Here is a 25,823-nt window from a genome sequence, read left to right as displayed (position 1 = left end):
TAAATCCTAAAAACAAACTGTTTATGAGAAAATGGCTGTTGTTAGCCTTTGCTGCACTGCTTGTATTACCTGCGGTGAGTAAAGCGGTGAACCAGGACTCCCTCTGGATGTATGAGCATTATACCAAAAAAGAAGTATACATCCCTATGCGGGACGGTGTAAGGTTATTCACCTCTATCTATCTGCCTAAAGATGGTACCGAGAAGCATCCTATCCTGATGACACGCACCCCTTATTCCTGCGCTCCTTATGGCGAAAAAAACTTCCGTCCCTGGTACCGGAACCATTATATAAACTACCTGAAAGAAGGCTATATCATGGTAACCCAGGATGTAAGAGGCACCTGGATGAGTGAAGGCAAATTTGTGAACGTACGGCCTTTTAATCCTAATAAAAAAGGGAAACAGGACATTGATGAAGCCAGCGATACCTACGATACGATCGACTGGCTGGTAAAGAACCTTGCCGGCAACAATGGTAATGTAGGCATCTTTGGAATCTCTTATCCTGGCTTTTACTCTACTATGGGCGCATTGAGCGGCCACCCGGCGCTGAAAGCGGCGAGCCCGCAGGCGCCCGTTACCGATTGGTTCCTGGGAGATGACTTCCATCACAATGGCGCATTCTTTATTTCCGATGCGTTCTCTTTTTATACAGCATTTGACCATCCTCATCCCCAACCTACTACCGTAGGCCCTAAGGGAATTGAATACTATACGCACGACAATTACAAATATTACCTGGAAACCGGCGCCTTGCCTAATTTTTCCAGGATCATTGGCGACAGTGTTACCTTCTGGCGCGAAATGTATGCACACCCAACTTACGACGACTGGTGGAAAGCCCGCAACGTGCGCAACTTCGTACAAAACGTAAAACCTGCCATGCTGCTGGTTGGCGGCATATTTGACGCAGAAGACTGTTTTGGCGCCTGGAACACCTACAAAGCCATAGAAGAAAAAAGCCCTGCTACCAACAACCGTATTGTAATGGGTCCCTGGTACCACGGGCAATGGGCATCTAACGATGGTACCCACCTGGGCAATATACGCTTTGGCAGTAATACTGCTGCCTGGTATGCCCAGCATATAGAGATCCCTTTCTTCAACTATTACCTGAAAGGTAAAGGCCAGGCTCCGGATATTGCGGAAGCAACCATTTTCTTTACTGGCGAAAACAAATGGAAACAGCTACCTAAATGGCCCCCGGCCAATATGGCGCCAACGCCGGTTTACCTGCAAAACAACGACCGGTTATCTTTCTCCAAACCCAGCGACAACGACAGCTTCAGCGAGTATGTAAGCGATCCTGCCAAACCGGTTCCATATACCGAAGGTGTACACTTTAACCGCACCATCAACTACATGACAGATGATCAGCGCTTCGCTGCCCGCAGACCTGATGTAGCGGTATTTGAAAGTGATGTACTGGATCACGACATTACCCTGGCCGGCCCGGTGGTAGCAGACATCGTTGCCAGCACCAGCACTACGGATGCCGATTTTGTAGTAAAAGTGATTGATGTATTTCCGGATGATTTTAAATATGAGGAAGATGCACCCAGCGAACACCGTCGTGTGCCTTCTGCTACTTACCCAATGGGAGGCTACCAGATGCTGGTGCGTGGAGAAATTATGCGGGGCAAATTCCGTAATAGTTTCGAAAAGCCGGAACCGTTTGTGCCGAATCAGCCCGCTAATGTGAAATTTACGATGCCAGATGTAGCGCATACCTTCCAGAAAGGCCACCGTATCATGATACAGGTGCAAAGCAGCTGGTTCCCACTGGCAGACCGCAATCCGCAACAGTTCATGGATATATATAAAGCTACCGACAAAGACTTCAAAAAAGCCACTATCCGTATTTACCACGATGCTACGCATGCATCCAGCGTAATACTGCCGGTTGTACCATAATATTGATTTTCCGGGAGATGTTTAATAAGCATCTCCCGGAAAATATCGTAAGTAGAGTCGATTTGCTGTTTTACAATATACGTGATGGTATTATAGTGATAACGTATACCTATATTGAACCCCACCCTATTTAGTCCCAGATGAAGCATATGGATACGCCCATTGGAAAAGCGTCAACCTCAATGGCTAAACAAGTAGCGGGTACGAATGTTTATATTAACAAAAGGCTTGGCCGGTGAAATACTTAATTGATTAACTTGCAGCCATCATTAAAAAACCCTTATTTTAACTAACATTTATTTATGTACAAAAAATACCTGTTCTTAGCTGCACTGGGATGCTTGTCTGTACAAGGTTTCAGTCAATCCAAACCTACACCTAAGAAGCCTGCTGCAAAAAATGTGGTGAAAGCGCCACTCCCCGTATTAAAAACACGCGTGGATTCAGTAAGCTACGGTATAGGGGTAAACATAGCGGAAAATCTGAAGGCACAGGGGCTCGACAACGTTAATACTACCGTGTTAGCTAAAGCCATACAGGATGTCTTAAAAGACCAATCATTAGCATTGTCAAAAGATCAAAGTGATATGAGTATAAGTAATTATCTGCAACAACTGAAAGCAGAAAAGTCTGCAAAGAACCGCGAAGACGGGTTGAAATTTCTGGCGGAGAACAAAACAAAACCAGGCGTAGTAGCCCTGCCAGATGGTTTACAGTACCAGATCCTGAAAGCTGGAGACGGTCCGAAGCCCACCATTAATGATAAAGTAAAAACACATTACCATGGTACTTTAATTGATGGTACCGTGTTCGATAGCTCTGTAGAAAGAGGCCAACCCATCTCCTTCCCGGTGAGCGGCGTTATTAAAGGCTGGACCGAAGCCCTGCAACTGATGCCGGTAGGTTCTAAATGGCGTCTTTTTATTCCGTCTGAACTGGCCTATGGCGATCGTGGCGCTGGTCCGAAAATCGGCCCTGGCAGCACCCTGATCTTTGATGTGGAGCTCCTGGCTATTGAGCAATAAGATGGTGCTGATGAGCAAAAACTAACGAGGCGATAATAAACGAGGGTGTATCAAAATCTGATACGCCCTCGTTTTATCCGGGTGCCTGGATATACTCGCAATCCCTCCGATTATTTTAATCGCATATACGGGGCCGGCGTTGCTCCAGCAACATAAAATCTGCCAGTACCATGGCCGTTACGGCTTCCAGTACTACCGGCACACGAAGGGCAATACAAAGGTCGTGACGCCCTTTTACGCTGAAAGTTTCCATTTCTCCGCTTTTGATGTTCAGGGTATGTTGCTCTTTAGGCGTGCTGGAAGTAGGTTTCACGGCTATACGGAATACCAGTGGATTGCCATTGGTAATGCCGCCCACGATGCCCCCTGCGTTATTCGTAGCTGTTTTGCCGGTTTTATCAATAATAGGGTCGTTGTGTTCGAGCCCCTTCATTTTTGCGGCAGCAAAGCCAGCGCCAAACTCAATGCCTTTAATAGCGGGAATAGCAAATACCGCATGGGCTAAGGAAGATTCCAGAGAATCAAAAAAGGGTTCGCCGAGACCAATGGGCAATCCTTCTACCACACATTCCACCACACCACCTACAGAATCTTTGGCTGCGATTGCCGCCTCTAGCCCTTCTTCAGGGTTGCTGTAGCCGCCCACTTCTGTGATGGCAGCATTGATCTTAATGTCATCGCCCAGGATTTTTTTGGCGATCACACCGGCAGCGACCAAGTTAAGGGTAAGCCTGCCACTGAAATGGCCGCCCCCCCGGTAGTCTTCAAATCCGCCAAATTTTTCGGTAGCTACAAAATCTGCATGTCCCGGACGCGGAAACTCACGCAACTTTTCATAATCCGTGCTGCGGGTATTGTTATTTTCAAAAAGTATAGTGAGGGGTGCGCCAGTAGTATGGTCATTAAACACGCCTGATTTAATATGGGGAAGGTCTTCTTCCTTACGGGGAGTAGTGCCTCTTGCACCTCCCTTACGACGTTCCAGATCGGCTAAAAAGTCTTCCTGCTTAAGGGGAATACCTGCCGGCACCCCATCTACATTCACGCCTACGCTGGCGCCATGTGATTCACCGAAAACATTTACCCTGAATAATCTGCCAAAACTGTTCACACACGAATGATTTAAAATGAAAAAAGAAACCGGCATTCCCGCTTCGCTGCCACTAGTGGCTGGCGGAAGTAGTAGCCGTACTAACTACCTCAACACCAAGCAATGTGAGGTGGTCATAAAATTCCGGATAGGATTTATTGATTGCTTCAGCATTATCTATGATGACCGGACCATCTGCCGTTAGCGCAGCTACAGCGCAAGCCATGGCTATGCGGTGATCGTTGTGGGAGTGTACGCGAGCCGCTTTGATACCAGTGCCACCATGTACCAGCATTATATCTCCGTCCAGGTCTATTTTAATGCCCATTTTTCCGAACTCCTCCTGCAGTGTTAATCCGCGGTCGCTTTCTTTATGCGCAAGACGGCTAACACCTTTAATTTTCGTAGTGCCGTTGCAGTTAGCAGCCAGCGCCACCAGCGGAGGGAAAAGATCCGGGCAATCGGTCGCATCTATTTCAAAAGCATTCAAGCCGCCTTTTTCTATGTTGACGGTAAAAACGCCGGGCATTAAATAAGCGCCGGCTTTTTCCAGTGCTTCCAGTATCGCTTTATCTGACTGGGCAGAAGCGGTGTTCAGGTGCTGCACTTCCGCTTTACCAGCTACGGCTGCAGCTACCAGCAGGAAGGCAGCGCCGCTCCAGTCGCCTTCTACCGTATAGTCGCAGGGTTTATATGCCTGTTGTTTACCGAAATGGAAAGTTTCAAAATTCTTTTCAGTGACCTCCACACCAAAGTGTGCCATCAGCTGAAGGGTTAATGCAATATATGGTTTGCTTTTCAGATCGTTTACCGTAATGGTGGCATTTTCTGCCACCGCGCCGTAAGCCATTAGCAGGCCGGTGAGAAACTGTGAGCTCAGGGAACCGTCAATCGTAATATCTTTAGGTTGCAATGGGCCTTGTATATGCAACGGCAGTTTACCGTTTTGCGTAGTACATTTCACTTCCAGCTGAGGAAGCACTTCTTCAAAGAAGTTCATAGGACGGGTAGTTAAGCTGCCATGTCCCTGGATAGTAATTGGCATTGCCGACAAAGCCGCAATTGGTGTAAACATACGGATACCTAAACCAGATTCACCACAGTTAATCTCATCGTAGCAGGGATTAACGCCGTTGCTGGTGATCTCAAAAAAATCGTATTCCCGTTTGATCTTAGCTCCCAGGTTTTCAGCTACTTCCAATGCTGCCAGGCAATCATTGCTGAGGCCGGGGTTACGGATAATGGTAGTTCCTTTTGCCAGCAAAGCTGCTGCTACAGCACGTTGCATAGCACTCTTAGAAGGATTGGCCGTAACGGTGCCCTTAACGATGGCTGGTGATACAGTAACTTGCATATGTATATTTCGTCCGCCTTTAAAATTAATTAGTAAATATTTTTACAATTCCTGCAGCAACAGCTTCAGTTCTACAATGGGTATAGGCATAGTGGTAGCCTTGCCGATCTGTTCCAGCAATACAAAGTGGATCACATCTTTTTCCCTTTTTTTATCAAGCTTAAAGATGTCGAACACGGCTTCTTTATCGGAGGTAAACGCCACTGGCAACTGATAATCGTTGATCAGTTTAATTAACCGTATGGTTTGTTCCTGTGGAAAGTCTATCAACTTCTCCGAAAGGCGGGCAGCTGCTACCATGCCAATAGCCACAGCTTTTCCATGGGCGATATGCTCGAGCTTTTCTACGGCATGTCCCAGGGTATGTCCGAAATTGAGCCAGCGGCGCGGGCCGTTCTCCAACTCATCTTCCAGTACCACTTTGGTTTTAGCGGCTACCGATTTTCTCACCAGGTATTCCAATACAGCCACATCGTATGATAAAGCTTTCTCTTTGTTGGCTTCCAGGTAATCGAACAACTCTGCATCCATGATGCAGGCATATTTGATGATCTCTGCAAAACCGTTATGCCATTCTTCTGCAGGCATGGTTAACGGTAAGGTATAATCGAATAATATAAAAGAAGGCTGCCGGATAATGCCCAACAGGTTTTTCTGTTTACCGTGGCTCACGCCGTTTTTACCACCCAGGGAGGCATCCACCTGCGCCAACAAAGTAGTAGGTACAAAGCCAAAAGGAATCCCCCTCATATAAATGCTGGCTGCAAAACCGGCCACATCTGTGATCATACCGCCACCGATGCCCACCAACGTGGTTTTGCGGTCGGCTTCATAAGCCACCAACCCATCGATGATGGTTTCTACCGTAGCCATATTCTTCACCTCTTCCCCAGCAGGCACCACTATCTTTCTCCAGTTGTGCAGGTGATGGCCATGGTATTTCTCCACGTTCTCATCAATTACCAGCACTGCCCTGTTGCGGTCTACATGGTTACCTAGTTGCAGCAGGCTTTCACCCAGATAATAAGTGGTTTCCTGTTGCTGAAATTGGTAAGTTTCTTTTAGCATTTGGCTGTTAGCTTTTAACCGCAGGTTCTGCGCAATGAATAATTACCGGTAACCAGCCGCCATTCATTGATCAGGACTGCTGATTACCGGCTAAATAATTATTTTTCGTCGTTCATCACTCTATTCTGACGGTTGATAGATTCCAGATGAACTGCATCAAAGTATTTAAGGATGAATTCTTTGGTAAGGCCCAGTTTTTCACCTTTAGCGATATTACGGTCGAGAATCTCGTTCCAGCGGTTGGTTTGCAGGATAGTGATATTGTTTTCTTTTTTATACAAACCGATCTTTTCAGCGATTTTCATCCGGTTGCCGAGCAACAGCATAATTTCATCATCTACCTGGTTGATCTGCGCACGCAGTTTTTCCAAGGCAGAATTGAATTCCTTTTTATCGGAATGCTCTCTTCTCCAAACAATGCCTTCCAACAGTTCTGCCAGTTTTTCCGGTGTTACCTGTTGTTTCGCGTCGCTCCAGGCATTGTCCGGATCTACGTGTGTTTCCAGCATCAGGCCATCGTAGTCGAGGTCGATCGCTTCCTGGGATACTTCTTGCAGGATATCACGGCGGCCGGAGATATGGCTGGGATCGCAGATCATAGGCAGTTCAGGCATACGGCGTTTCAGCTCAATAGCCAGGTGCCACATAGGTGCATTACGGTATTGGGTATTGCCATAGCTGGAGAAGCCACGGTGAATCAGTCCGAGTTTATTGATACCGGCTTTCTGTATTCTTTCCACCGCGCCAATCCACAGTTCCAGATCCGGATTGATAGGATTCTTAATTAATACGGTAGTATCCACTCCTCTTAACGCATCAGCTACTTCCTGTACAGAAAAAGGGTTTACTGTAGTGCGGGCGCCTACCCACAGAATATCCACACCAAAATGCAACGCGTCTTCTACCTGTTTAGCAGTAGCTACTTCCACAGCCAGGGGTAAACCGGTAAGTTCACGGGCTTTTTGCAACCAGGCGAGGCCCTTAGTACCAATACCTTCAAAAGAACCAGGACGGGTACGTGGTTTCCAGATACCAGCACGCAATACGTCTACTTTACCTGTTTTCTGCAAGGCCAGTGCAGTGGCCAATACCTGCTCTTCGGTTTCTGCACTGCAGGGACCGGAAATGATCAACGGCTTTTTATCGGAAGACGGATCGGAGAATTTGGTTTTGGATAATATCTGTTCCATTGTTTGTACCATAGTATTGAAGTTAAGGAGATTATCAGAATTTAATTACTTCAGGATTTTCCTGATCTTATTGGATTTTTGAATCAATTTGTAAAAAGTATCATAGTCTTCTGCTTCCAGAAGCGCCTTCATCTGCTGTAACTGGCTGATATGTTCATCCAGCACATCCAGCACATTGTGGCGGTTATGCTTGAAAATCGGCACCCACATATCCGGGGAGCTTTTCGCCAGGCGCACGGTAGATTCAAAACCACCGCTGGCCAGTTCGAAGATGCGGCCAGATTCTTTTTCCTTTTTCAGCACCGTTAAAGCCAGGGCAAAAGAGGTGATATGGGAAATATGTGATACATAGGCGGTATGCAGGTCGTGTTCTTCCCCATTCATATATACTGTGCGCATCTGCAATTTATCCACCATGTCTTCTACCAGTTCCAGGGCATCTTCATCACTGTTTTTTACATCACAGAGCACCATGGTTTTATTGACAAATAGGTTCCTTACTGCCGCATCGGGCCCAGAATACTCTGTACCTGCCATCGGGTGGGCCGCTACAAAGCGTCCCCTGTTGGGATGACCAGCAACAAGTTCCAGGATTTTTTCTTTGGTAGATCCCACATCCATAATCACCTGGCCGGGGCTTACTTTATCCATAATCGCCGGCAACGCCTGTAATACAGCGTCTACGGGAATGGCCAGTATGATCAGGTGCGAATGCTGCATAGCCTCAGCCAGCGTAGCCCCTTCATCAATGATATGAAGCTCCTTGGCGCGCTGTAAGTGCGCCTCGCTCTGATCTACCCCGATGATCCGCTCTGCCACACCCTTTTCTTTTAGCGTAATGGCAAGCGAACCACCTATTAAACCGGTTCCTATTATTGTTACGATCATTGTAAGTTTGTTTTGATACGGTCTATCGACTCCTGGAAAACTTTTTCATCCTGGCAAAGGCTTACTCTGATATATCCATTACCGTTACTTCCAAATATACCGCCAGGGGTAATGAATACACGGGCTTTTTGCAAGATCTCATCAGTTAGCGTATATCCGTTATCGATAGTATGCGGAATCTTTGCCCATACGAACATGCCTACCTGGTTTTTATCGTAAGTGCATTGCAGCAGGTCTAACAGCTGGAATACTTTCTCCCTGCGTGCACGATAAATGCTGTTCAGGTTATCGTACCAGTCTTTACCCATCTCCAATGCTTTTACGGCCGCCATTTGCATGGGTTGAAACATGCCGGAGTCCATATTGCTTTTAAAACGCAACACATCAGCAATCCATGTTGCCTTGCCTACGAGCATACCTATACGCCAACCAGCCATATTAGCCGATTTACTGAGGGAGTTTAATTCCAGCACTACCTCTTTTGCTCCTTCAAACTGCAACAGGCTTTCCGGTTGTTCGTTGAGAATAAAGCTGTAGGGGTTATCATGGCAGATGAGGATCTGGTGTTGTTGGGCGAAAGCCACCAGCCTGGCGGCAAACTCTTTGTTCACTTTGGCGCCGGTAGGCATATGTGGATAATTCACCCACATCAGTTTTACGCGGCTCAGGTCTTTCCGCGACAAAGCATCCAAATCGGGCAGCCAGTTATTTTCTTCCGTGAGGTCGTAATCTATTGCAGTAGCACCACTCAGGTTTACGGCAGAACGGTAAGTAGGATAACCAGGATTAGGGATCAGCGCTTCATCGCCTTCCTGCAGATAAGTCATGCAGATATGCATGATCCCTTCTTTAGAACCTATCAGGGGTAATACTTCCGTATCGGGCTGAAGAAATACGTTGTAATAGCGTTGATACCAATCTGCCATTGCTTTTCTCAGGGCAGGTATGCCTTTGTAGCCCTGGTATCCGTGTGTAGTAGGCAGTATGGCATTTTCGTTTAATACAGCCATTACCTCCGGATGAGGGGGCAAATCGGGGCTACCGATACCCAGGTTAATCACCCGGATGCCAGTTTTATTCATCTCCTCAATTTCCCTCAGTTTTTTGGAGAAATAGTATTCTTCCGTGCCTTGCAATCTTTTAGCGACCTGTATCTGCATAAAACTGATTAATGTGTTTTTCCTTTTTTATAAATGCCCAACACTTTCAGGTGTTCGGTAAGCGGTGCTATTTTAGCCAGCGCTTTTTCGAAATGTGCTGCGTTATCAAATTCCATATCGGCATGGAAGTAATAGTTCCATTCTTTAGCCGGGATAGGGAAAGACTGCAGTTTGGAAAGGTTAATGCCGGCATCGGCGATTTTAGTCAGCACTTTAGCCAGGCACCCTCTTTCATTACTGGTCTGGAAATAAACCGACGCTTTATTGGCGTCTGCCGGTGTTGCCACAGGGGTACGGGATACTGCCAGAAAACGGGTATAGTTATTTTTGTTGGTGTGGATATTGGGCGCCACAATATCCAGTTCAAAGATCTCTGCGGCCAGCTTACCTGCAATAGCAGCGGTGCTTTTTAGTTTTTTCTGCCGCACGTGTTTGGCGCTAAGGGCAGTATCTTCTGTTTCCACCAATTTAATATGGGGATATTGCTCCAGGAAATCCATGCATTGCAACAATGCCATTGGATGAGAATGCACTTCCCGGATATCGTTAATTGTCTGACCTGGCAATACCATCAGATGTTGATTAATCTGCAGGTAAATTTCACCGGTAATATGCAAACCGGAATTTTTAATAAGGCTGTAGTTCGGTAAAATGCTGCCAGCAATAGAGTTTTCGATGGCCATGATACCTGCATCCACATCGGGTTGCTGTTTTACTTTCTTAACCAGTTCCGCAAAGGAAGCACAGGTTTCAATTTCGATCTGTTTACCGAAATACCCCTGGGCTGCTACCTGGTGAAAACATCCTTCAAACCCTTGTATGGCAATTTTCATGTGTATGTGTTGGTTTTATTTAATTTATAGTTGCTGTAGCAACTAGCTATGAAAAACAGAAAGGGCCCCGTTTACGGGACCCTTTGCGCTGTACTATATGTTAAAGTATGTTATTGCAAACGAGTCCCCTGCTTCTTCGCATAAAAGAAGTAAGAGAAATAAAAAAAGTAATTGCCTGAAATTGGTAACATAATAATATAATGCTTGTTTTATGCGATTAAAAAAGGCCTTCCGATTTCCCGGAAGGCCTTTTTGTAGTTTCTTTTATTTTTTACAAACGACCTTCCTATTCCTGATACCAGAAATAATAAAAGCCAAAAAAGCCAAAAGTCGTTTGTGAGATCATGTTCTTAAATTATATTGTTGTGATCGTAGAACAAAAATACGGCACGATTTTAATTATCCAAGGGCTATGCACAAAAAATACATTTTTTTCAATAAGTGCCCTTACTTCTTAAATAAGATTCAAAAAACAATGAGGCAGCGCTCTCAATAGAACAAAAAAACCGTCTGAACTAAGCCAGACGGTTATTTATAGCACTAAGCGTTAAATTAGTGGTGAGCAGCAACGGAATCAACAGTAGCATTTGCAGCTGAATCAACATTAGCTTTTGCAGCAGCAGCAGCTGAATCTACAGTAGTAGTTGCAGCTTTAGCAGCTGAATCAATAGCAGAGCTAGCAGCAGTAGCAGTAGAGTCAGTAGCAGTTTCAGTTTTACCACCACCGCAAGCAACTGCGAACAAACCGAAAGACAGAGCAAAGAAACCAATTTTAATTACGTTCTTCATGTTACAATTATTTTAGTTGTTTTTTGAATGATTTAACCTTTATACCGGGATTACCTAAAAGGTAACCCAAACTTTTAAAATATTTTTTTTTGGTACTTTGGGTTACCAAATGCCTTATAACTGTATTAATAAGTGAAACATCAAGATATAACAAGAGATAGGGAATTATTGCTGGGACTGGCAAAAGGCGAGGATAAGTCTTTGGAAATCATATATTCCGAGAACTTTCCGGTAGTATTGAGGATGATTCTTCAGCATAATGGCTCCGAAGCCGATGCCAAGGATGTTTTCCAGGAAGCGATCATTGTTTTATACGAAAAAGTACAAAAGAATGATTTTGAATTAAGCAGCAGGCTCAAAACCTTCCTTTATTCAGTTTGCCGGCATTTATGGCTGAAAAAAGTGCAACGCACTTATGGGCTTTATGCTTTGTCTCCGGAATTGGAAGAAGTGATCCCTGCTACGGAAGAACTGGAAATACACGAAATCCGTGATCAGGAATTCAGGATTATGGAAGGCGCCATGAGCAGCATCGGCCAGCCTTGCCAAACCATCCTGGAAGATTATTATCTGCATAAAAAATCTATGCAGGAAATAGCGGAGAAATTCGGGTATACCAATGCTGAAAACGCCAAAAACCAGAAGTACAAATGCCTGATGCGTTTGAAAAAGTTATTTTTTGATCAATACAGAACAACATAATAAGGAGAAAGCAGCATGAAAGAAGATATGATCTTATTACGTGATATTGAGCGTTACCTGGAAGGGGAAATGAGCGAACAGGAAAAAACTGCTTTCGATGAATTACGCCGTACCAACCCCTTAATTAATCTCCAGGTGGAAGAACACCAACGTTTCCTGCAACACCTGGACAACTTCGGCCAAAGGAAAAATTTACAGGCAAAATTGGATCAGCTCCATCAACAGCTCAACATGCCGGTACTTCGTAAACAGGCTGTGGAAGAAAACAGCCGGGTAAAAAGGCTGGCCATACGCCGCAGAACCATTACCAACCTGGCAGCTGCCGCCTGCATTGCCCTGGTCACCTCCCTGTCTACTATTGCTGTACTGCAAAATGTAGCCAGGAAAAACTCCACCGCACAATATGAAGATGTAAGAAGGGTGCTGAATAACATACAGCGCTCCCAGAACGCACTCATTAATGATATCAACAGCAAGAATAAAGCGCCGTTAAATCCGGGCACCTACGGTGGTACCGGGTTTGCCGTATCCGGCAACGGATATATCGTTACTAACTACCATGTAGTGGCTGGCGCCGATTCTGTGTACGTACAAAATAATAAAGGAGAGGCCTTTAAAGCCATCAGCATATTCGAAGATATTTCCAGTGACCTGGCTGTATTGAAAATTGCAGATTCCACCTTCAAAGGTCAACCACTTCCCTATGCCTTGAAACCGCAAAATGCCAAACTAGGCGAAGAAGTGTTTACCATGGGCTTCCCCCGTGATGAAATCGTTTATGGCAAAGGTTATATCAGTGCTAAAACAGGTTTCAACGGAGATACCATCGCTTACCAGGTATCCATTCCTGTAAATCCGGGCAACAGTGGTGCCCCGCTGTTAGATAGCAATGGGGATGTAATCGGTATCGTTACCGGCAAACAAACTACTTCCGATGGCATTGCTTTCGCCGTTAAATCTGCCCATCTGAAACATTTGCTGGACGAAATGCCCAAAGACAAACAACTCAGAAAAGAATGGACACATAAAAGCCATCTGGAAGGTATGAGCAGGATTGACCAGATCAAAAAACTGGAAGATTTTGTATATATGGTAAAGGTATATAATTGATAGTTAGGCTATTAGCCATAAAAAAACGCAATGAGGCTGTCTCATTGCGTTTTTTTATGGCTAATAGCCCGTATTATTGATTATTGCTGGTTCCCCTTTTTCATCCATGCTTTATACTTATCTGTGATCCAGTAAAGCAGATCATTGTTACCAATGGTGCGCATGGTATTATAATCAGGATAATTATCTCTCATAAATAAATGGAGGGAGTCGCCGGTAAGCCCGGTCACCCTGCTAACCAATATAGGGGTAAAGCGGGAATCGATGAACTTTTCCCTTTCCATTTCCTCATAATTCTTTTTGAATTGCCGTTTCTGCCTTTCATTTTTCGAAAAGCGGGTAATTGGGCTGATCACAATACCGGCGCCCACAGGTGTACTACCGCCAGCGAGTTGCTGGTTAGGCTTATCCAGGATATAGCCGTACAGGTTACGCCTTTCGATGGAGTCCATCTGGTAAGGAGTATATTGGGAAGTTACTTCTATTCCTTTGAGGAACCTGCCTGCCGGTTCCATCACCCGGTTGGCGGTTTGAGTACCGGAAGACAGCGATACGATCAGGGTATCAGGTTTATAACCTACAAAGGTAAAGACGATCCGGTCGTTTTTAGCAGCAGATATTTTATAAAAACCACCTTGGTCGGAGAGGGAATGCTTGCCGCTATTTAAGTTGGTAATAGTGGCATAAGGCAATACCAGCCTGTTACTATCGGAGATCATACCCGTAACGGTAACCTGTGCTTTTACCAGGGAAGTAAACACCATGCTGAGCATACAACCTAATGCTATAGTGCGCAAAAGAACCTTCATATATTGAATAAAAATTTAAACTGCTGAATCCCTTTCCTCTCTTATCAAACATATCTGTACAGACATTAGTTCATCTGTCTGTATAAAGTACAAAATAAAGAAATGCCCACAGGTTAAAAAAACAAAATCCTTCCACCTGCAGTGGCAGGCCAAACATGATCCCTTATGATACGGTAATGGCTATGCGCACATCGAATTCCTGGCTGGCGCCGGGAGCCAGCTGAGCCAGTCCGATACCATTATTAAAGGCATCCGGAGCGCCACTCAGGTTTTCTACGGCGATACTGGTCCGGTGTGGAGGAGTATAGATTTGGATCACCGGATAACATTTTCCGGGATAAAAAGCGATGTTAATATTTTTCTTCGGATCGTGGATGGTCGCCAGTGGTTGTGGCCTGGCAAAGTCCAGGATAAAAGAATTGTCCAACGCTATGTCTTTCAGCAGTTTTCCACCTGCGAAATCTGTACATGGTAATAATTTACCCGTTGGAAGTAATTGTTCGTTGAATTCCACTTTTTCGGTAGATGCGAAGGTAAGCTCCAGTTCATCCACCGGCGTACCGGTTGTGAAATAAGGATGCCAGCCGTCTACAATAGGGATTGTGCAACCGCTCTTATTCACAATAGTGGTAACCAATTGCAATATGTTATTGGGAAGCAGGGTATAAGTAACAATACAATCGTATGCAAAAGGATAACCCGCATCTGTAGTATCAGAAAAATGATAAGCAAGGGTAACAGCGGCCTGCTGGTTGTTGGCCTGCCGGGAAGTTACTGTAAAAGGCGCGTCATATAACAACCCATGGATAGCATTTCCGGGGGCAATGGTTTTGCGGATGCTGTAATCACGGCCTTCCCAGGTATATGCTGCATTCTTCATGCGGCAAACATAGGGGCTTAATTTTACGCTTTTAAAGCTTTTGCGGAGGTTATCTTGCAAATCCTGGAGATCTTTGTAACTATCTATCAGGTTCAGGGTTTCCTGCTGGCGTTTTACTTTGAATGCGTGGAGCAGGGCGCCAAACGCGGGAATGATCTCTACCTGCGTACCAGTTTCCTGGTCCCGGAGCGCAACGATGTCGAATCCTGCCTCTTCTAAAGAATGGATACCAAATTTCATTGTTCCTTATTTTGGAGCGCTAAAATAATAAGGGACCTTGTTTTTTTAACAAGATCCCTTTATTTTATCTCTCTTTAGATGTTAGCGTTGATCAGGTTTTCCAGCCACTCTTGTTTACCGCTGATTTGCGCAGGTTCTCCATTTGCCGCAGCAAAGTTGCGGAGATCTTCCAGGGTTAGTTTGCCGGCTTCAAATTCCTGTCCTTTACCACTATCGAAAGAAGCATAGCGATCGTGACGGAATTTTTTGTAAGGGGAAGCAGTGAGTACTTTTTCCGCTACGATTGCAGCTCTGGCGAAAGTATCGATACCGCCGATATGTGCGTGGAAAATATCTTCCAGGTCGGTAGAATTACGACGGGTTTTAGCGTCGAAGTTAACGCCACCACCAGCAAATCCACCTACTTCGAGGATCACGAGCATGCTTTCAATTAGATCGTTCAGGTTAGTGGGGAACTGGTCAGTATCCCAACCGTTCTGTGCATCACCGCGGTTAGCATCAATGCTGCCCAACATGCCTGCATCGGCAGCTACCTGTAATTCGTGCTGGAAAGTATGGCCAGCAAGGGTAGCATGGTTTACTTCCAGGTTAAGTTTAAAATCTTTATCCAGGCCAAAATGACGCAGGAAGCCAATCACGGTAGCGGCATCGTAGTCGTACTGATGTTTGGTAGGCTCACAAGGCTTAGGTTCAATGAAAAAAGTACCCTTAAAGCCCTGGGCACGAGCGTAGTCGCGGGCCATGGAAAGGAAGCGGGCCAGGTGCTCCTGTTCGCGTTTCATGTTGGTGTTAAGCAGGGTCATATAACCTTCACGACCACCCCAGAACACGTAATTTTCACCGCCCAATGCGATGGTAGCGTCGAGGGAATTTTTTACTTGCGTGCCGGCATATGCCAGTACTGCGAAATCAGGGTTGGTAGCGGCACCGTTCATGTAACGCGGATTGCTGAACACATTAGCTGTTCCCCACAACAGTTTTACGCCGCTGGCCTGTTGTTTTTGCTTAGCGTAATCCACGATCTGCTGCATGCGGGCTTCATATTCCGCTACAGTAGCCCCTTCATCTACCAGGTCCACATCGTGGAAGCAGTAATAAGGCAGGTTCATTTTGGTAATAAATTCAAAAGCTGCGTCCATTTTGTCTTTGGCACTTTGATTGGCATCGGTGGAAGTGAGCCATGGAAAGTGTTTAGTGCCCGGACCAAACGGATCGCCACCGGTACCGCAGAAGGTATGCCAGTAGGATACGGCAAAACGGAACAATTCTTTCATAGATTTGCCGGCAATGATGCGATTTTCGTCGTACCATTTGTAAGCCAGTGGATTGTCTGACTGGGGTCCTTCGTACTGTATTTTACCAATTCCTTTAAAATACTCGGTGTTTCCTAATGTAATACTCATAACTAATGTGGTTTAAAATGCTATTACTTGTATATGTTTCCGTTAATGCATCCTCAGTTGCAAAGCATGTAGCCAGTTGCCATAGGCCTCCTGGTATTGGGTTTGCAGGGAGGTATCGGGCGTTATTACCGAGAGGCATTCCATACCGCGGAAAGCATCCGCTATGGATACATATCCTGCGCCCACGGCAGCGCCACGGGCAGCGCCTTGTGCACCGTCTGTATTATACAGTTCTATCACTACATTGGCGGTATTGGCAAATGCTTCCCGGAAGAGTGGACTAAGGAACATATTGGCATTCCCGGCCCTTACCCGGTGTATGCCCAAGTCCATATGCCTCATGATGTCTATACCATAGTTCAAACCGAATACAATCCCTTCCTGTACAGCGCGCATCATATAAGCCCGGCTGTGGCGATTAAAATCGAGGTTAGCAATAGAGGCTCCAACACTTTTGTTTTCGAGTATCCTTTCCGCTCCGTTGCCAAAAGGAAATACCTGCAGCCCTTTTGCGCCTATAGGCGCTTGTGCGGCAAGGTTGTTCATTTCCGGATAAGTGATGTCGCCTACCAGGTTTTTAAGCCAGCTATTGGTGATGCCGGTGCCATTAAGACACATCAGTACACCATTACGGAGTGCTTCTCCACTATTATTAACGTGTACAAAAGTATTTACACGGCTACGGGCATCATATCCATTCTTATCGTGTACAGCGTATACCACACCGGAAGTACCTGCAGTGGTAGCGGCTTCTCCGGGTTGCAACACGTTGAGGGAAAATGCGTTGTTAGGTTGGTCGCCGGCACGGTAGGTAACCGGTGTACCAGGGGCCAATTTAAGGATAGCGGCAGCGGCGGCGCTCAAACGGCCTTGTTCGCCGAAGGTGGGCACTACCTCAGACAAGAGGCTTCCATCAATCTGGTAGTGTTGCAGCAATACCTGTGATACACTGTTTGTTGTGAAATCCCAGAAAGTACCTTCTGAAAGGCCGGATACGGTAGTCCGCGCTTCGCCGGTTAATTTCATGGCGATATAGTCGCCGGGCAACATCACTTTGTGGATACGCTCATAGATATGCGGTTCGTTTTGTTGTACCCAGCGCAGTTTGGATGCGGTAAAGTTGCCAGGTGAATTGAGAAGATGGGACAGGCAATATGCTTCTCCCAATGCGTCGAAGGCTGCATTACCTATGTCTACTGCGCGGCTATCACACCAAATGATCGCCGGTCTTAATACCTGTTGGTCTTTGTCTACACACACCAACCCGTGCATCTGATAAGCGATACCAATGCCTTTTATCAAGGCTGGATCAATAGTAAATCGATTTAGTAAAATCTCCGTAGCATTAATGATTTCCTGCCACCAGCTCTCTGGGTTTTGCTCTGCCCAATCCTGGTAAGGAACATCTATGGTCATCTCCTTTTCGGGGCAGGTAGCTGTTGCTACACAAGCGCCGGTTTCGGCGTTCAGCAAAGCTGCCTTAATGGAAGACGACCCAATATCATAGCCTATAAAGTACATAACGTGAAGAATTAGCGATCGAAAATAACACCGGATATTTTACTGCGCTATACGGTAGCACTGCAATAAAATATCCGGGTACCAAATTAAGAAAATGTTTCTATTACCAGAATACGGTATACAAAGCGATCAATATGCCTATAATCAGCAAGGCGCCTACTGTAAAACCCATAGCAGGTTTGAACATGCTACCATCGATAGTAAGCCCTTTAGGATTATTTACACTACTCCTATCTGCCAGGGTAATCAGCACCATACCCATTACGCACACAACAAACACCAATCCCATTCGGTCTATGAAGGCCATTTCGTATAATCCGCTGTCTGGGTTCAGGGCCGAGAAGCCAATAGCATGCAAAGGTTCCAGGTTGATCCAGTTAGGCATAAATTTCAGCACAAAGGAAAGCAGCAAACCGCCAATCATGGCAAACAGCGCAGCATCGGAAGTGGTGCGTTTCCAGAAAAAACCGAGTGCAAACATGGCGAATACCCCGGGAGATACGAAACCCGTATACTCTTGGATAAACTGGAAGCCTCCTTTTTTGTCGATGCCCAGGAAGTTGGAGATCACAATCGCAATTACCATAGTAACAATCACCACAATACGTCCTACGCCTACTATCTCCTTTTCATCGGCGTTTTTGTTATATATCTTTTTATAAATATCCAGGGAAAAAATGGTAGAGATACTATTGGCTTTACCTGCAAGGGATGCTACCACCGCTGCTGTTAAAGCGGCAAATGCCAACCCTTTCAGTCCCACCGGGAGCAAGTTCAATAATACCGGATAGGCATTATCCGCGTTCAGGGAACCATCTTTCATCATCGCCTGTACAAAGTCGCCATGATTCTGGGAATACAGTACATAAGCTGCAATACCCGGCAATACTACGATCACTGGCATCAGCAATTTGAGGAAGCCGGCAAACAGCAAGCCGCTGCGGGCCGTTTTCAGATCCGCGCCCAGCGCACGTTGGGTAATATATTGGTTACATCCCCAATAGTTCAGGTTCACAATCCACATACCGCCGATCAATACGCTGAGGCCAGGCAGATCAAGGTATTTGGGGTTATTTTTATGCAGGATCATGTGGAAGTGGTCGCCGGCATACTGGGTCATTAAAGAGAAGCCCTTCAATACGCCAGTGGTGCCGAAATGCGCCGATACCAGCTGCAAAGCCAGGTAAGTAGTGGCCAAACCGCCCAGGATCAGGAAAAACACCTGTATTACGTCGGTATAACCAATCACCTTCATACCTCCCAGAGTGATCAGGATGGCAAAAAAGGCCAGCATCACCATACAAGCATAAAAATTAATACCGGAGATCGTGGAAACCGCCAACGCACCAAGGTAAAGAATAGAAGTAAGGTTCACCACTACGTAGAGCAACAGCCAGAATACAGCCATAATAGTACTTACCGTTTGGTTGTACCGCCGCTCCAGGAACTGAGGCATAGTATAGATCTTATTCTTCAGATAAATGGGCAGAAAAAAAACAGCCACCACAATCAATGTAGCAGCAGCCATCCATTCATAGGTAGAAATGGCCAACCCGATATTGAACCCATTTCCGGACATCCCGATAAATTGTTCCGCAGAAATATTAGAGGCAATCAACGAGGCTCCGATAGCCCACCAGGTGAGGGAACCTTCTGCCAGGAAAAAGTCTTTCGAATCAGTAGTCTTCTTTTTCTTCCGGTGATAGATATAGTAGCCATAGCCAGCCACTATTACAAAATATACCAGGAATACGAGGTAATCAAAGATGTGTAAGGATTTTGTTTGCATAACGTTCCAACGTGGTTATAAAAATTTTGGCGGATGAATATACAGAATAAATGTATAAAATACACTTGCTCAGATATTTTTTAACGTGAAAAATAAACCGCGGCAACAACTGCGGCAATGAGTTAAAACGACGACGAAAAATCAGTTGTCATAGCTCATGTATCATGATAAAGAATTAATACCCCATTCTTTCACAAAAGGTACCCTTTATTTACGGCAATAGGCAGCTGTTTCAGGATGATGTCCGATCTATTAAGGGCGGGAGCGATCAACTGAATGCCAATTAGCGTGGAAATAAAAATTAAATATAGAAAAGAGATAACCGGGAAGCAAATTTTCAGGGAAATTTTAATTCTCCAGGGCCATTACCGCTAATTTATCACCTATTGCCGAGCCTATAGCCACACCCATACCGCCCATCCGCACGCCCATGAGCACATTTTTAGTATGTGCTTTCACGATAGGCTGCTTGTTAGCACCAAAAGCCATGATGCCTGTCCAGCGGTCGGCAATGTTGATATGGCGGCCTGGCAATATAACGGTTCCCAGGAGCACTTCCAGCTCGTGTTGTATACGGTCGTTGAACAGGAAGTCGGTAGATGTTTCACCAGCGAAATCTAGCTGCCGCCCGCCGCCCAGCAACACCCGGCCATCCAGCTCCCGAAAGTAATAATAGCCTTCTTCCATATGAAAAACCCCTTTAAAAGGCAGGTCATTAACCGGCTCGGTGATGAGCACCTGGCCACGGCCAGGGGTTACTTCCTCTCCTGGCAATAGTTGACGGGCAAAAGCATTGGTACAAACCAGTACCTTACGGGCCGAGAAAGCAATATCTTCTTTTAAAGTATGATGGGGAACGATGACGTTAACGGTTGTATGAAAATCTTCGATATGGCTAACAGGGCAGCCGGTCTTGATTTCCACACCTTTTCCGATAGCGGCGTCTATCAGGGTGCGCATCATTTTACCGGTATGCAGCTCCCCTTCAAAATTATTGCGGACCAGGGCTTTCACAAACCGGCGTTCAAAACCAAAAGGAACCAGGTATTCATCGGCCCTTACAAACGCCGGTTGGCTGCCTCCTATGAGCGCGCCCAGTATATCATTCACTTCCTTCAACTGGGCCAACGCCCACTCCTCCCTGCTGCTGATCAGTTCAAAACTGCCGTTCTCCCGGTAACCGATAGCATTGTCTCCCAGGCGCTTCCGGAGCAATTGTAAGCCGCTCATACGCAGGGATACCAGGTTTAATACCGCCTCTACCGGCATAGTTTGCATATCTGCCAATATTTCTGTGAGGCTGCCCACACAGGCAAAACCGGCATTTTTAGTACTGGCTCCGGTAGGGAGCACTTCCCGTTCCAGCACCATCACCCTGCTTTGCGGCGCTCTGTCTTTTATGCTGATCGCCGCCGACAACCCAACTATACCACTGCCAACAATGATATAGTCGTATTGCAGGAGGCTTTGTTTTTCCCAATAACTGAGCATATGCTTGTATTTATTACACGGTACCTACAGATCCGCCATCTACCCGGAACACAGCACCGGTAATAAAAGATGCCTGATCAGAAGCGAGGAAAGCCACAATGCCGCCGGTTTCTTCCGGCAGTCCAGGGCGGCCCAGCACCTGGTAAGGACGGTTGGCTTTCAGAAATTCCTGCGCCGCCGCTTCTACCGAAATATGCTGTTCTTTCGCAATACCTTCCAGCATTTCATCTACCAACGGAGTTTTAATAAAAGCGGGGGATACTGTATTCACCAGGATATTATCTTTCCCGTAGTTCTCAGAAAGCGTTTTGGAATAGTTGTTCAGCGCTGCCTTGGTAGCATTATAATGCCCCATATTAGGATCTGGCTGTTCCGCATTTTCTGAAGAGATATTGATAATACGCCCACCACCCTGTTTTTTAAGGTGGGGGATCACCAACTGGGTAAGCGCTACCAGGCCAAATAAATTTACTTCAAATACGTAGCGCCATTGTGCAAGGGTAATTGTTTCCAGCGGGCCAAACGCATCTATGCCACCGGCATTGTTCACCAGAATGTCTATATGTCCAAATTGTGCTATTGTGGTATCTACGAGACGCTGCAGGTCAGCTTCTTTTGTCATATCCGCTACTACAGGCAATACGCTGTATCCCTGTAAACGGAACATAGCAGCGGTATCTTCCAGTTCATCTGCCTTACGGGCGGTAATCACTACCGTAGTGCCTTCTCCAAGCAATGCTGCCGCAATGCCCTTGCCAATGCCCTTACTTCCACCCGTTACAATGGCCACCTTTCCTTTTAAATTAAGTTCCATAGTGCGTAATAATTATTTAATACCAAATGTAAACATATACCCTGAACGGGAACTTGTATAAATCAGGGAAAAAGGAGTATATCCAGCAAACACACCGGTCGCCCCTGAATACTACAAATTACGTAGCTTCGAGGTTCTAAAAATTTCAGATCATGATTGCAACAAAAGCTTATGCGGCCCAAGGTGCTACCACCGCACTGGGACCATGGAACTTTGAACGCAGGGAACCAGGACCGCACGACGTACAAATTGAGATATTATATTGCGGTGTATGCCACTCAGATATACACCAGGTCAGGAACGAATGGGGCAATTCTATCTATCCGATGGTACCCGGACATGAGATTGTAGGGAGAGTTACCAAGGTTGGCGATCATGTAACCCGTTTTAAAGTAGGTGATCTGGCTGGTATCGGATGTTTTGTGGACTCATGCGGGGAATGCGCCCCATGCAAAGCAGGAGAAGAGCAATATTGCGTACCTGGCGGAGCCTTAACGTACAATAGCTATGAGATGGACCGTAAAACGCCTACTTATGGCGGCTACTCCACCCATATTATCACTAATGAAAATTACACCCTGCACGTTTCCGATAAATTACCGCTGGAAGGTGTAGCACCACTCTTATGCGCCGGTATTACCACTTACTCTCCGCTACGGCACTGGAAAGTAGGTAAGGGCCATAAAGTAGCCGTACTAGGACTGGGTGGACTGGGCCATATGGCCGTAAAACTGGCAGCATCTATGGGAGCTGAAGTAACCATGCTGAGCACTTCCCCTTCCAAAGAAGCAGATGCTAAAAGACTGGGAGCGCATCATTTTGCCTTGATCACCGATCAGGAACAGATGAAGCAGCTGACCAGCCACTTCGACTTTATCGTAAACACTATTTCAGCGCCGCACGATTACAGCACTTACCTGAACCTGTTGAATCTGGATGGGGTAATGATCTGCCTGGGCGTTCCACCGGAAGCTTCTCCTGTACCAGCTTTCAACCTGATCGCCGGCAGACGCAGCATTGCCGGATCACTGATTGGCGGCATCCGCGAAACACAGGAAATGCTGGATTATTGTGCCGAGCATAATATTACCAGCGATGTAGAAGTGATTGATATTAAAGACATCAATACTGCTTACGAAAGAATGCTGAAAGGCGATGTGAAATACAGATTTGTGATTGATATTGCCAGTCTGAAACAATAATTAGCATATATGCGTTCAGGTTACCGCCTGAACGCATATACGTTATTTTTATATTTTATACCAAATAACCAAAGAGGTTATCATCCTTATTCAATTCTGTAAACTGAAAATTATATTTCCTGAAATTAGCGATCAGTTTATCGTAATCTTCCTTGTATTTCAGTTCTATTCCTACCAGTGCTGGTCCTATCTCCTTATTATGTTTCTGAATATATTCAAAGCGGGTGATATCGTCGTTGGGACCAAGGATGTGGTTTACAAATTCTTTAAGCGCGCCGGGGCGTTGTGCAAAGCGTACAATAAAATAATGTTTTAGTCCTTCATACAGGAGAGAACGTTCTTTAATTTCCTGCATGCGGTCTATATCGTTATTGCTACCGCTGATTACGCACACCACTTTCTTTCCTTTGATCTCTTCAGCGAAGTCGTCTAATACTGCGATAGACAAAGCACCTGCGGGTTCTACCACAATCGCATCTTCATTATACAAACGAAGGATCGTAGAGCAAACCCTTCCTTCCGGCACCAGGTGCATTTTTTCCAATACTTCTTTGCAGATCTCATAATTGAGAGCGCCTACTCTTTTTACCGCGGCACCATCTACGAAGCGCTCTATTTCCTGGAGTGTAACTGGCCCCCCATTTTCGAGGGCACGGAGCATAGAAGGTGCGCCTTCCGGTTCTACACCAATGATGTGGGTTTTGGGGCTATAGGTTTTGAAGTAAGTGCCCACGCCGGCCGCTAAACCGCCGCCGCCAACAGGAACAAAGAGAAAGTCGATGCCGGATTGGTCTTCCAATATTTCTACAGCTACCGTTCCCTGTCCTTCAATAATTTTAGCATTATCAAATGGAGGGATGAAGGTCATGCTGCTTGCTTTTGTAAAAGCCTGGGCTTCGGCAGAACAATCGTCGAAAGTATCGCCTACGAGACGGATTTCAATGTTATCGCCACCGAACATATTTACTTGGTTAACTTTTTGTTTCGGTGTAATAACAGGCATAAATACCACGCCTTTGATATCCATTGCTTTGCAGGCGTAAGCGAAGCCCTGGGCATGATTTCCTGCACTGGCGCAGGTAACGCCTTTTGCCAACAGTTCTGCAGGCAGGCTGCTGATCAGGTTATAGGCGCCGCGCAATTTGTAAGAGCGTACAATCTGCATATCTTCCCTTTTCAGATATACATCACACTGATAGCGCCGGGAGAGATTAACGCTATACATCAGCGGGGTACGTGTTACCACTGGTTTCAGTTTTACCGCTGCATCGAGGATGTTCAGGGAGTTGACGCTACTCATCAGTTCAGACATAAAATGTATGTTGTAATACAAAATGGCAAAACATCTTCAAATGACCGAAATGAAGGAACCTGGTATTTAGTGAAAGCTAATGGGGATGCTTTCTGCTAAATACCGGAACCAATAATTTCAATCATTCTAAGATGCTTTGCCATTTGTAATTTATAATAATAAGCTATTATGCATTGTTAGGACGCAGCTTACGTACAGCCGCACCTGCCTGCCACATTTCGCTTTCGCGCAGTTCTCTCAGTTCTTCGTTCAGCTTTTCACGGTAGTCTGCAGTACTGTTGGAAGAAATAGAACGGGCAGCTTCTTTACCTTCTGCTACACTGGCATACAGTTCATCAAAAACAGGCTGGGTAGCCTCTTTAAATTTCTTCCACCAGTCTAAAGCGCCACGCTGAGCGGTAGTAGAGCAGTTAGCATACATCCAGTCCATACCGTTTTCTGCTACCAGCGGCATCAGGGACTGGGTGAGTTCTTCTACGGTTTCGTTGAAAGCTTCGGAAGGAGAGTGACCATTTTTACGCAGGGTTTCGTATTGCGCTGCGAAGATACCCTGGATACAACCCATCAGGGAACCGCGTTCGCCGGTGAGATCGGAGTATACTTCTTTCTTAAAATCTGTTTCGAAGAGGTAGCCGGAACCAACACCGATACCCAGCGCTACTACGCGTTCTTTAGCGCGGCCAGTAGCATCCTGGAAGATAGCGAAGCTGGAGTTCAAGCCTTGACCGGCCAGGAACAGGCGACGCAGGGAAGTACCGGAACCTTTAGGAGCTACCAGGATAACGTCTACATCAGCAGGAGGAATAATACCGGTTTGCTCTTTATAAGTAATACCAAATCCGTGAGAGAAGTACAGTGCTTTACCAGGAGTCAGGTATTGTTTGACAGTAGGCCACAGGGTGATCTGTCCGGCATCAGACAGCAGGAATTGGATAATAGTACCTTTCTGGGCGGCTTCTTCAATATCGAACAATGTTTCACCAGGAACCCAGCCATCAGCTACTGCTTTATCCCAGGTTTTAGAATTTTTACGTTGACCTACAATAACGTTAAAACCGTTGTCTTTCAGGTTCAGTGCCTGGCCCGGGCCTTGTACGCCGTAACCGATTACTGCAATCACTTCGTTCTTCAGCACTTCCCTTGCTTGTTCCATAGGGAATTCTTCTCTGGTTACTACTTGTTCGAGTACCCCTCCAAAATTGATGGTTGCCATGTGTTCTTTTTTTAGCTGTTAGCT

22 protein-coding genes are annotated in these 25,823 nt (G+C 45.9%); 5 read left to right on the top strand and 17 right to left on the bottom strand.

What is annotated here, in order from left to right; genetic code table 11:
• Nucleotides 1-23 precede the first annotated feature (23 nt).
• Together ACDQ55_RS08355 and ACDQ55_RS08350 are read left to right on the top strand one after the other, a co-directional pair.
• Nucleotides 24-1,916, top strand: coding sequence for a CocE/NonD family hydrolase (locus tag ACDQ55_RS08355; protein ID WP_420980913.1), 1,893 nt, complete (start codon nt 24-26; stop codon nt 1,914-1,916).
• Between the two features lie 302 nt (nt 1,917-2,218).
• Nucleotides 2,219-2,941 (top strand): FKBP-type peptidyl-prolyl cis-trans isomerase, encoded by a 723-nt coding sequence (locus tag ACDQ55_RS08350; RefSeq protein ID WP_420980912.1) that lies wholly within the window; start codon nt 2,219-2,221, stop codon nt 2,939-2,941.
• A gap of 115 nt (nt 2,942-3,056) precedes the next feature.
• Here the strand turns inward: ACDQ55_RS08350 and ACDQ55_RS08345 are convergent, their stop codons facing one another.
• The 8 genes from ACDQ55_RS08345 to ACDQ55_RS08310 all read right to left on the bottom strand — a co-directional run bounded on the left by ACDQ55_RS08345 (nt 3,057) and on the right by ACDQ55_RS08310 (nt 11,313).
• The gene (locus ACDQ55_RS08345; RefSeq protein ID WP_420980911.1) at nt 3,057-4,052 is read right to left on the bottom strand and encodes a chorismate synthase; all 996 of its coding nucleotides are present in this window, start codon (nt 4,050-4,052) and stop codon (nt 3,057-3,059) included.
• A gap of 52 nt (nt 4,053-4,104) precedes the next feature.
• The gene (gene aroA, locus ACDQ55_RS08340; RefSeq protein WP_420980910.1) at nt 4,105-5,385 is read right to left on the bottom strand and encodes a 3-phosphoshikimate 1-carboxyvinyltransferase; all 1,281 of its coding nucleotides are present in this window, start codon (nt 5,383-5,385) and stop codon (nt 4,105-4,107) included.
• 42 nt (nt 5,386-5,427) lie between these two features.
• Entirely contained in the window at nt 5,428-6,453 is a 1,026-nt protein-coding gene (gene aroB / locus ACDQ55_RS08335; protein ID WP_420980909.1) for a 3-dehydroquinate synthase, read from the bottom strand.
• A gap of 98 nt (nt 6,454-6,551) precedes the next feature.
• Nucleotides 6,552-7,655, bottom strand: a complete 1,104-nt coding sequence (locus ACDQ55_RS08330) for a chorismate mutase (protein ID WP_420980908.1) — start codon at nt 7,653-7,655, stop codon at nt 6,552-6,554.
• A gap of 33 nt (nt 7,656-7,688) precedes the next feature.
• Nucleotides 7,689-8,531: a prephenate dehydrogenase gene (locus ACDQ55_RS08325; protein ID WP_420980907.1), complete on the bottom strand. Its 843-nt coding sequence runs from the start codon at nt 8,529-8,531 to the stop codon at nt 7,689-7,691.
• On the bottom strand, nt 8,528-9,691 hold the full coding sequence (locus ACDQ55_RS08320) for a pyridoxal phosphate-dependent aminotransferase (RefSeq protein ID WP_420980906.1): 1,164 nt from the start codon (nt 9,689-9,691) through the stop codon (nt 8,528-8,530). The genes ACDQ55_RS08325 and ACDQ55_RS08320 overlap by 4 nt, the downstream gene beginning before the upstream one ends.
• Nucleotides 9,692-9,699: 8 nt before the next feature.
• Complete coding sequence (locus tag ACDQ55_RS08315) at nt 9,700-10,524, bottom strand: prephenate dehydratase (RefSeq protein ID WP_420980905.1); 825 nt, start codon at nt 10,522-10,524, stop codon at nt 9,700-9,702.
• Nucleotides 10,525-11,076: 552 nt separating this feature from the next.
• A complete protein-coding gene (locus tag ACDQ55_RS08310) occupies nt 11,077-11,313 on the bottom strand; it encodes a hypothetical protein (RefSeq protein WP_420980904.1) in 237 nt (78 codons plus the stop codon).
• A 132-nt stretch (nt 11,314-11,445) separates the two neighbouring features.
• Here ACDQ55_RS08310 and ACDQ55_RS08305 point away from each other — a divergent pair, with 132 nt between their 5' ends.
• A complete protein-coding gene (locus ACDQ55_RS08305; RefSeq protein WP_420980903.1) occupies nt 11,446-12,015 on the top strand; it encodes an RNA polymerase sigma factor in 570 nt (189 codons plus the stop codon).
• A 15-nt stretch (nt 12,016-12,030) separates the two neighbouring features.
• Nucleotides 12,031-13,125 carry a S1C family serine protease gene (locus ACDQ55_RS08300; RefSeq protein ID WP_420980902.1) on the top strand — a complete coding sequence of 365 codons (1,095 nt, stop codon included), beginning with the start codon at nt 12,031-12,033 and terminating at the stop codon, nt 13,123-13,125.
• Nucleotides 13,126-13,205: 80 nt separating this feature from the next.
• On the opposite strand, the gene ACDQ55_RS08295 is transcribed toward ACDQ55_RS08300, so the two are convergent.
• From ACDQ55_RS08295 to ACDQ55_RS08265, 7 genes are all read right to left on the bottom strand, one after another.
• A complete protein-coding gene (locus tag ACDQ55_RS08295; protein WP_420980901.1) occupies nt 13,206-13,934 on the bottom strand; it encodes a carboxypeptidase-like regulatory domain-containing protein in 729 nt (242 codons plus the stop codon).
• 163 nt (nt 13,935-14,097) lie between these two features.
• On the bottom strand, nt 14,098-15,054 hold the full coding sequence (locus tag ACDQ55_RS08290; protein ID WP_420980900.1) for an aldose 1-epimerase: 957 nt from the start codon (nt 15,052-15,054) through the stop codon (nt 14,098-14,100).
• A 74-nt stretch (nt 15,055-15,128) separates the two neighbouring features.
• Nucleotides 15,129-16,457 carry a xylose isomerase gene (gene xylA / locus ACDQ55_RS08285; RefSeq protein WP_420980899.1) on the bottom strand — a complete coding sequence of 443 codons (1,329 nt, stop codon included), beginning with the start codon at nt 16,455-16,457 and terminating at the stop codon, nt 15,129-15,131.
• A 42-nt stretch (nt 16,458-16,499) separates the two neighbouring features.
• Nucleotides 16,500-17,978: a xylulokinase gene (locus ACDQ55_RS08280; protein ID WP_420980898.1), complete on the bottom strand. Its 1,479-nt coding sequence runs from the start codon at nt 17,976-17,978 to the stop codon at nt 16,500-16,502.
• Between the two features lie 103 nt (nt 17,979-18,081).
• Entirely contained in the window at nt 18,082-19,767 is a 1,686-nt protein-coding gene (locus ACDQ55_RS08275) for a sodium:solute symporter family transporter (RefSeq protein ID WP_420980897.1), read from the bottom strand.
• Nucleotides 19,768-20,115: 348 nt separating this feature from the next.
• The gene (locus ACDQ55_RS08270) at nt 20,116-21,258 is read right to left on the bottom strand and encodes an NAD(P)/FAD-dependent oxidoreductase (RefSeq protein ID WP_420980896.1); all 1,143 of its coding nucleotides are present in this window, start codon (nt 21,256-21,258) and stop codon (nt 20,116-20,118) included.
• 13 nt (nt 21,259-21,271) lie between these two features.
• Nucleotides 21,272-22,072: an SDR family NAD(P)-dependent oxidoreductase gene (locus ACDQ55_RS08265; RefSeq protein WP_420980895.1), complete on the bottom strand. Its 801-nt coding sequence runs from the start codon at nt 22,070-22,072 to the stop codon at nt 21,272-21,274.
• 152 nt (nt 22,073-22,224) lie between these two features.
• Between ACDQ55_RS08265 and ACDQ55_RS08260 the strand changes: the two genes are divergently transcribed.
• The gene (locus ACDQ55_RS08260) at nt 22,225-23,274 is read left to right on the top strand and encodes an NAD(P)-dependent alcohol dehydrogenase (protein ID WP_420980894.1); all 1,050 of its coding nucleotides are present in this window, start codon (nt 22,225-22,227) and stop codon (nt 23,272-23,274) included.
• Nucleotides 23,275-23,329: 55 nt separating this feature from the next.
• On the opposite strand, the gene ilvA is transcribed toward ACDQ55_RS08260, so the two are convergent.
• Together ilvA and ilvC are read right to left on the bottom strand one after the other, a co-directional pair.
• Entirely contained in the window at nt 23,330-24,586 is a 1,257-nt protein-coding gene (ilvA, locus tag ACDQ55_RS08255; RefSeq protein ID WP_420980893.1) for a threonine ammonia-lyase IlvA, read from the bottom strand.
• Between the two features lie 166 nt (nt 24,587-24,752).
• Entirely contained in the window at nt 24,753-25,799 is a 1,047-nt protein-coding gene (gene ilvC, locus ACDQ55_RS08250) for a ketol-acid reductoisomerase (RefSeq protein ID WP_420980892.1), read from the bottom strand.
• Nucleotides 25,800-25,823: the final 24 nt, after the last annotated feature.

Source organism: Chitinophaga sp. 30R24 (genome assembly GCF_049056765.1).
GTDB lineage: Bacteria > Bacteroidota > Bacteroidia > Chitinophagales > Chitinophagaceae > Chitinophaga.
This window is presented reverse-complemented; position numbering and strand designations above follow the sequence as displayed.

What these genes read in the sequence shown, in the direction of transcription:
- ACDQ55_RS08355 (WP_420980913.1), top strand. Translation starts at nt 24, where the DNA reads ATGAGAAAATGGCTGTTGTTAGCCTTTGCTGCACTGCTTGTATTACCT.
- ACDQ55_RS08350 (WP_420980912.1), top strand. Translation starts at nt 2,219, where the DNA reads ATGTACAAAAAATACCTGTTCTTAGCTGCACTGGGATGCTTGTCTGTA.
- aroA (WP_420980910.1), bottom strand. Translation starts at nt 5,385, where the DNA reads ATGCAAGTTACTGTATCACCAGCCATCGTTAAGGGCACCGTTACGGCC.
- aroB (WP_420980909.1), bottom strand. Translation starts at nt 6,453, where the DNA reads ATGCTAAAAGAAACTTACCAATTTCAGCAACAGGAAACCACTTATTAT.
- ACDQ55_RS08330 (WP_420980908.1), bottom strand. Translation starts at nt 7,655, where the DNA reads ATGGTACAAACAATGGAACAGATATTATCCAAAACCAAATTCTCCGAT.
- ACDQ55_RS08325 (WP_420980907.1), bottom strand. Translation starts at nt 8,531, where the DNA reads ATGATCGTAACAATAATAGGAACCGGTTTAATAGGTGGTTCGCTTGCC.
- ACDQ55_RS08320 (WP_420980906.1), bottom strand. Translation starts at nt 9,691, where the DNA reads ATGCAGATACAGGTCGCTAAAAGATTGCAAGGCACGGAAGAATACTAT.
- ACDQ55_RS08315 (WP_420980905.1), bottom strand. Translation starts at nt 10,524, where the DNA reads ATGAAAATTGCCATACAAGGGTTTGAAGGATGTTTTCACCAGGTAGCA.
- ACDQ55_RS08310 (WP_420980904.1), bottom strand. Translation starts at nt 11,313, where the DNA reads ATGAAGAACGTAATTAAAATTGGTTTCTTTGCTCTGTCTTTCGGTTTG.
- ACDQ55_RS08300 (WP_420980902.1), top strand. Translation starts at nt 12,031, where the DNA reads ATGAAAGAAGATATGATCTTATTACGTGATATTGAGCGTTACCTGGAA.
- ACDQ55_RS08295 (WP_420980901.1), bottom strand. Translation starts at nt 13,934, where the DNA reads ATGAAGGTTCTTTTGCGCACTATAGCATTAGGTTGTATGCTCAGCATG.
- ACDQ55_RS08290 (WP_420980900.1), bottom strand. Translation starts at nt 15,054, where the DNA reads ATGAAATTTGGTATCCATTCTTTAGAAGAGGCAGGATTCGACATCGTT.
- xylA (WP_420980899.1), bottom strand. Translation starts at nt 16,457, where the DNA reads ATGAGTATTACATTAGGAAACACCGAGTATTTTAAAGGAATTGGTAAA.
- ACDQ55_RS08280 (WP_420980898.1), bottom strand. Translation starts at nt 17,978, where the DNA reads ATGTACTTTATAGGCTATGATATTGGGTCGTCTTCCATTAAGGCAGCT.
- ACDQ55_RS08275 (WP_420980897.1), bottom strand. Translation starts at nt 19,767, where the DNA reads ATGCAAACAAAATCCTTACACATCTTTGATTACCTCGTATTCCTGGTA.
- ACDQ55_RS08270 (WP_420980896.1), bottom strand. Translation starts at nt 21,258, where the DNA reads ATGCTCAGTTATTGGGAAAAACAAAGCCTCCTGCAATACGACTATATC.
- ACDQ55_RS08265 (WP_420980895.1), bottom strand. Translation starts at nt 22,072, where the DNA reads ATGGAACTTAATTTAAAAGGAAAGGTGGCCATTGTAACGGGTGGAAGT.
- ACDQ55_RS08260 (WP_420980894.1), top strand. Translation starts at nt 22,225, where the DNA reads ATGATTGCAACAAAAGCTTATGCGGCCCAAGGTGCTACCACCGCACTG.
- ilvA (WP_420980893.1), bottom strand. Translation starts at nt 24,586, where the DNA reads ATGTCTGAACTGATGAGTAGCGTCAACTCCCTGAACATCCTCGATGCA.
- ilvC (WP_420980892.1), bottom strand. Translation starts at nt 25,799, where the DNA reads ATGGCAACCATCAATTTTGGAGGGGTACTCGAACAAGTAGTAACCAGA.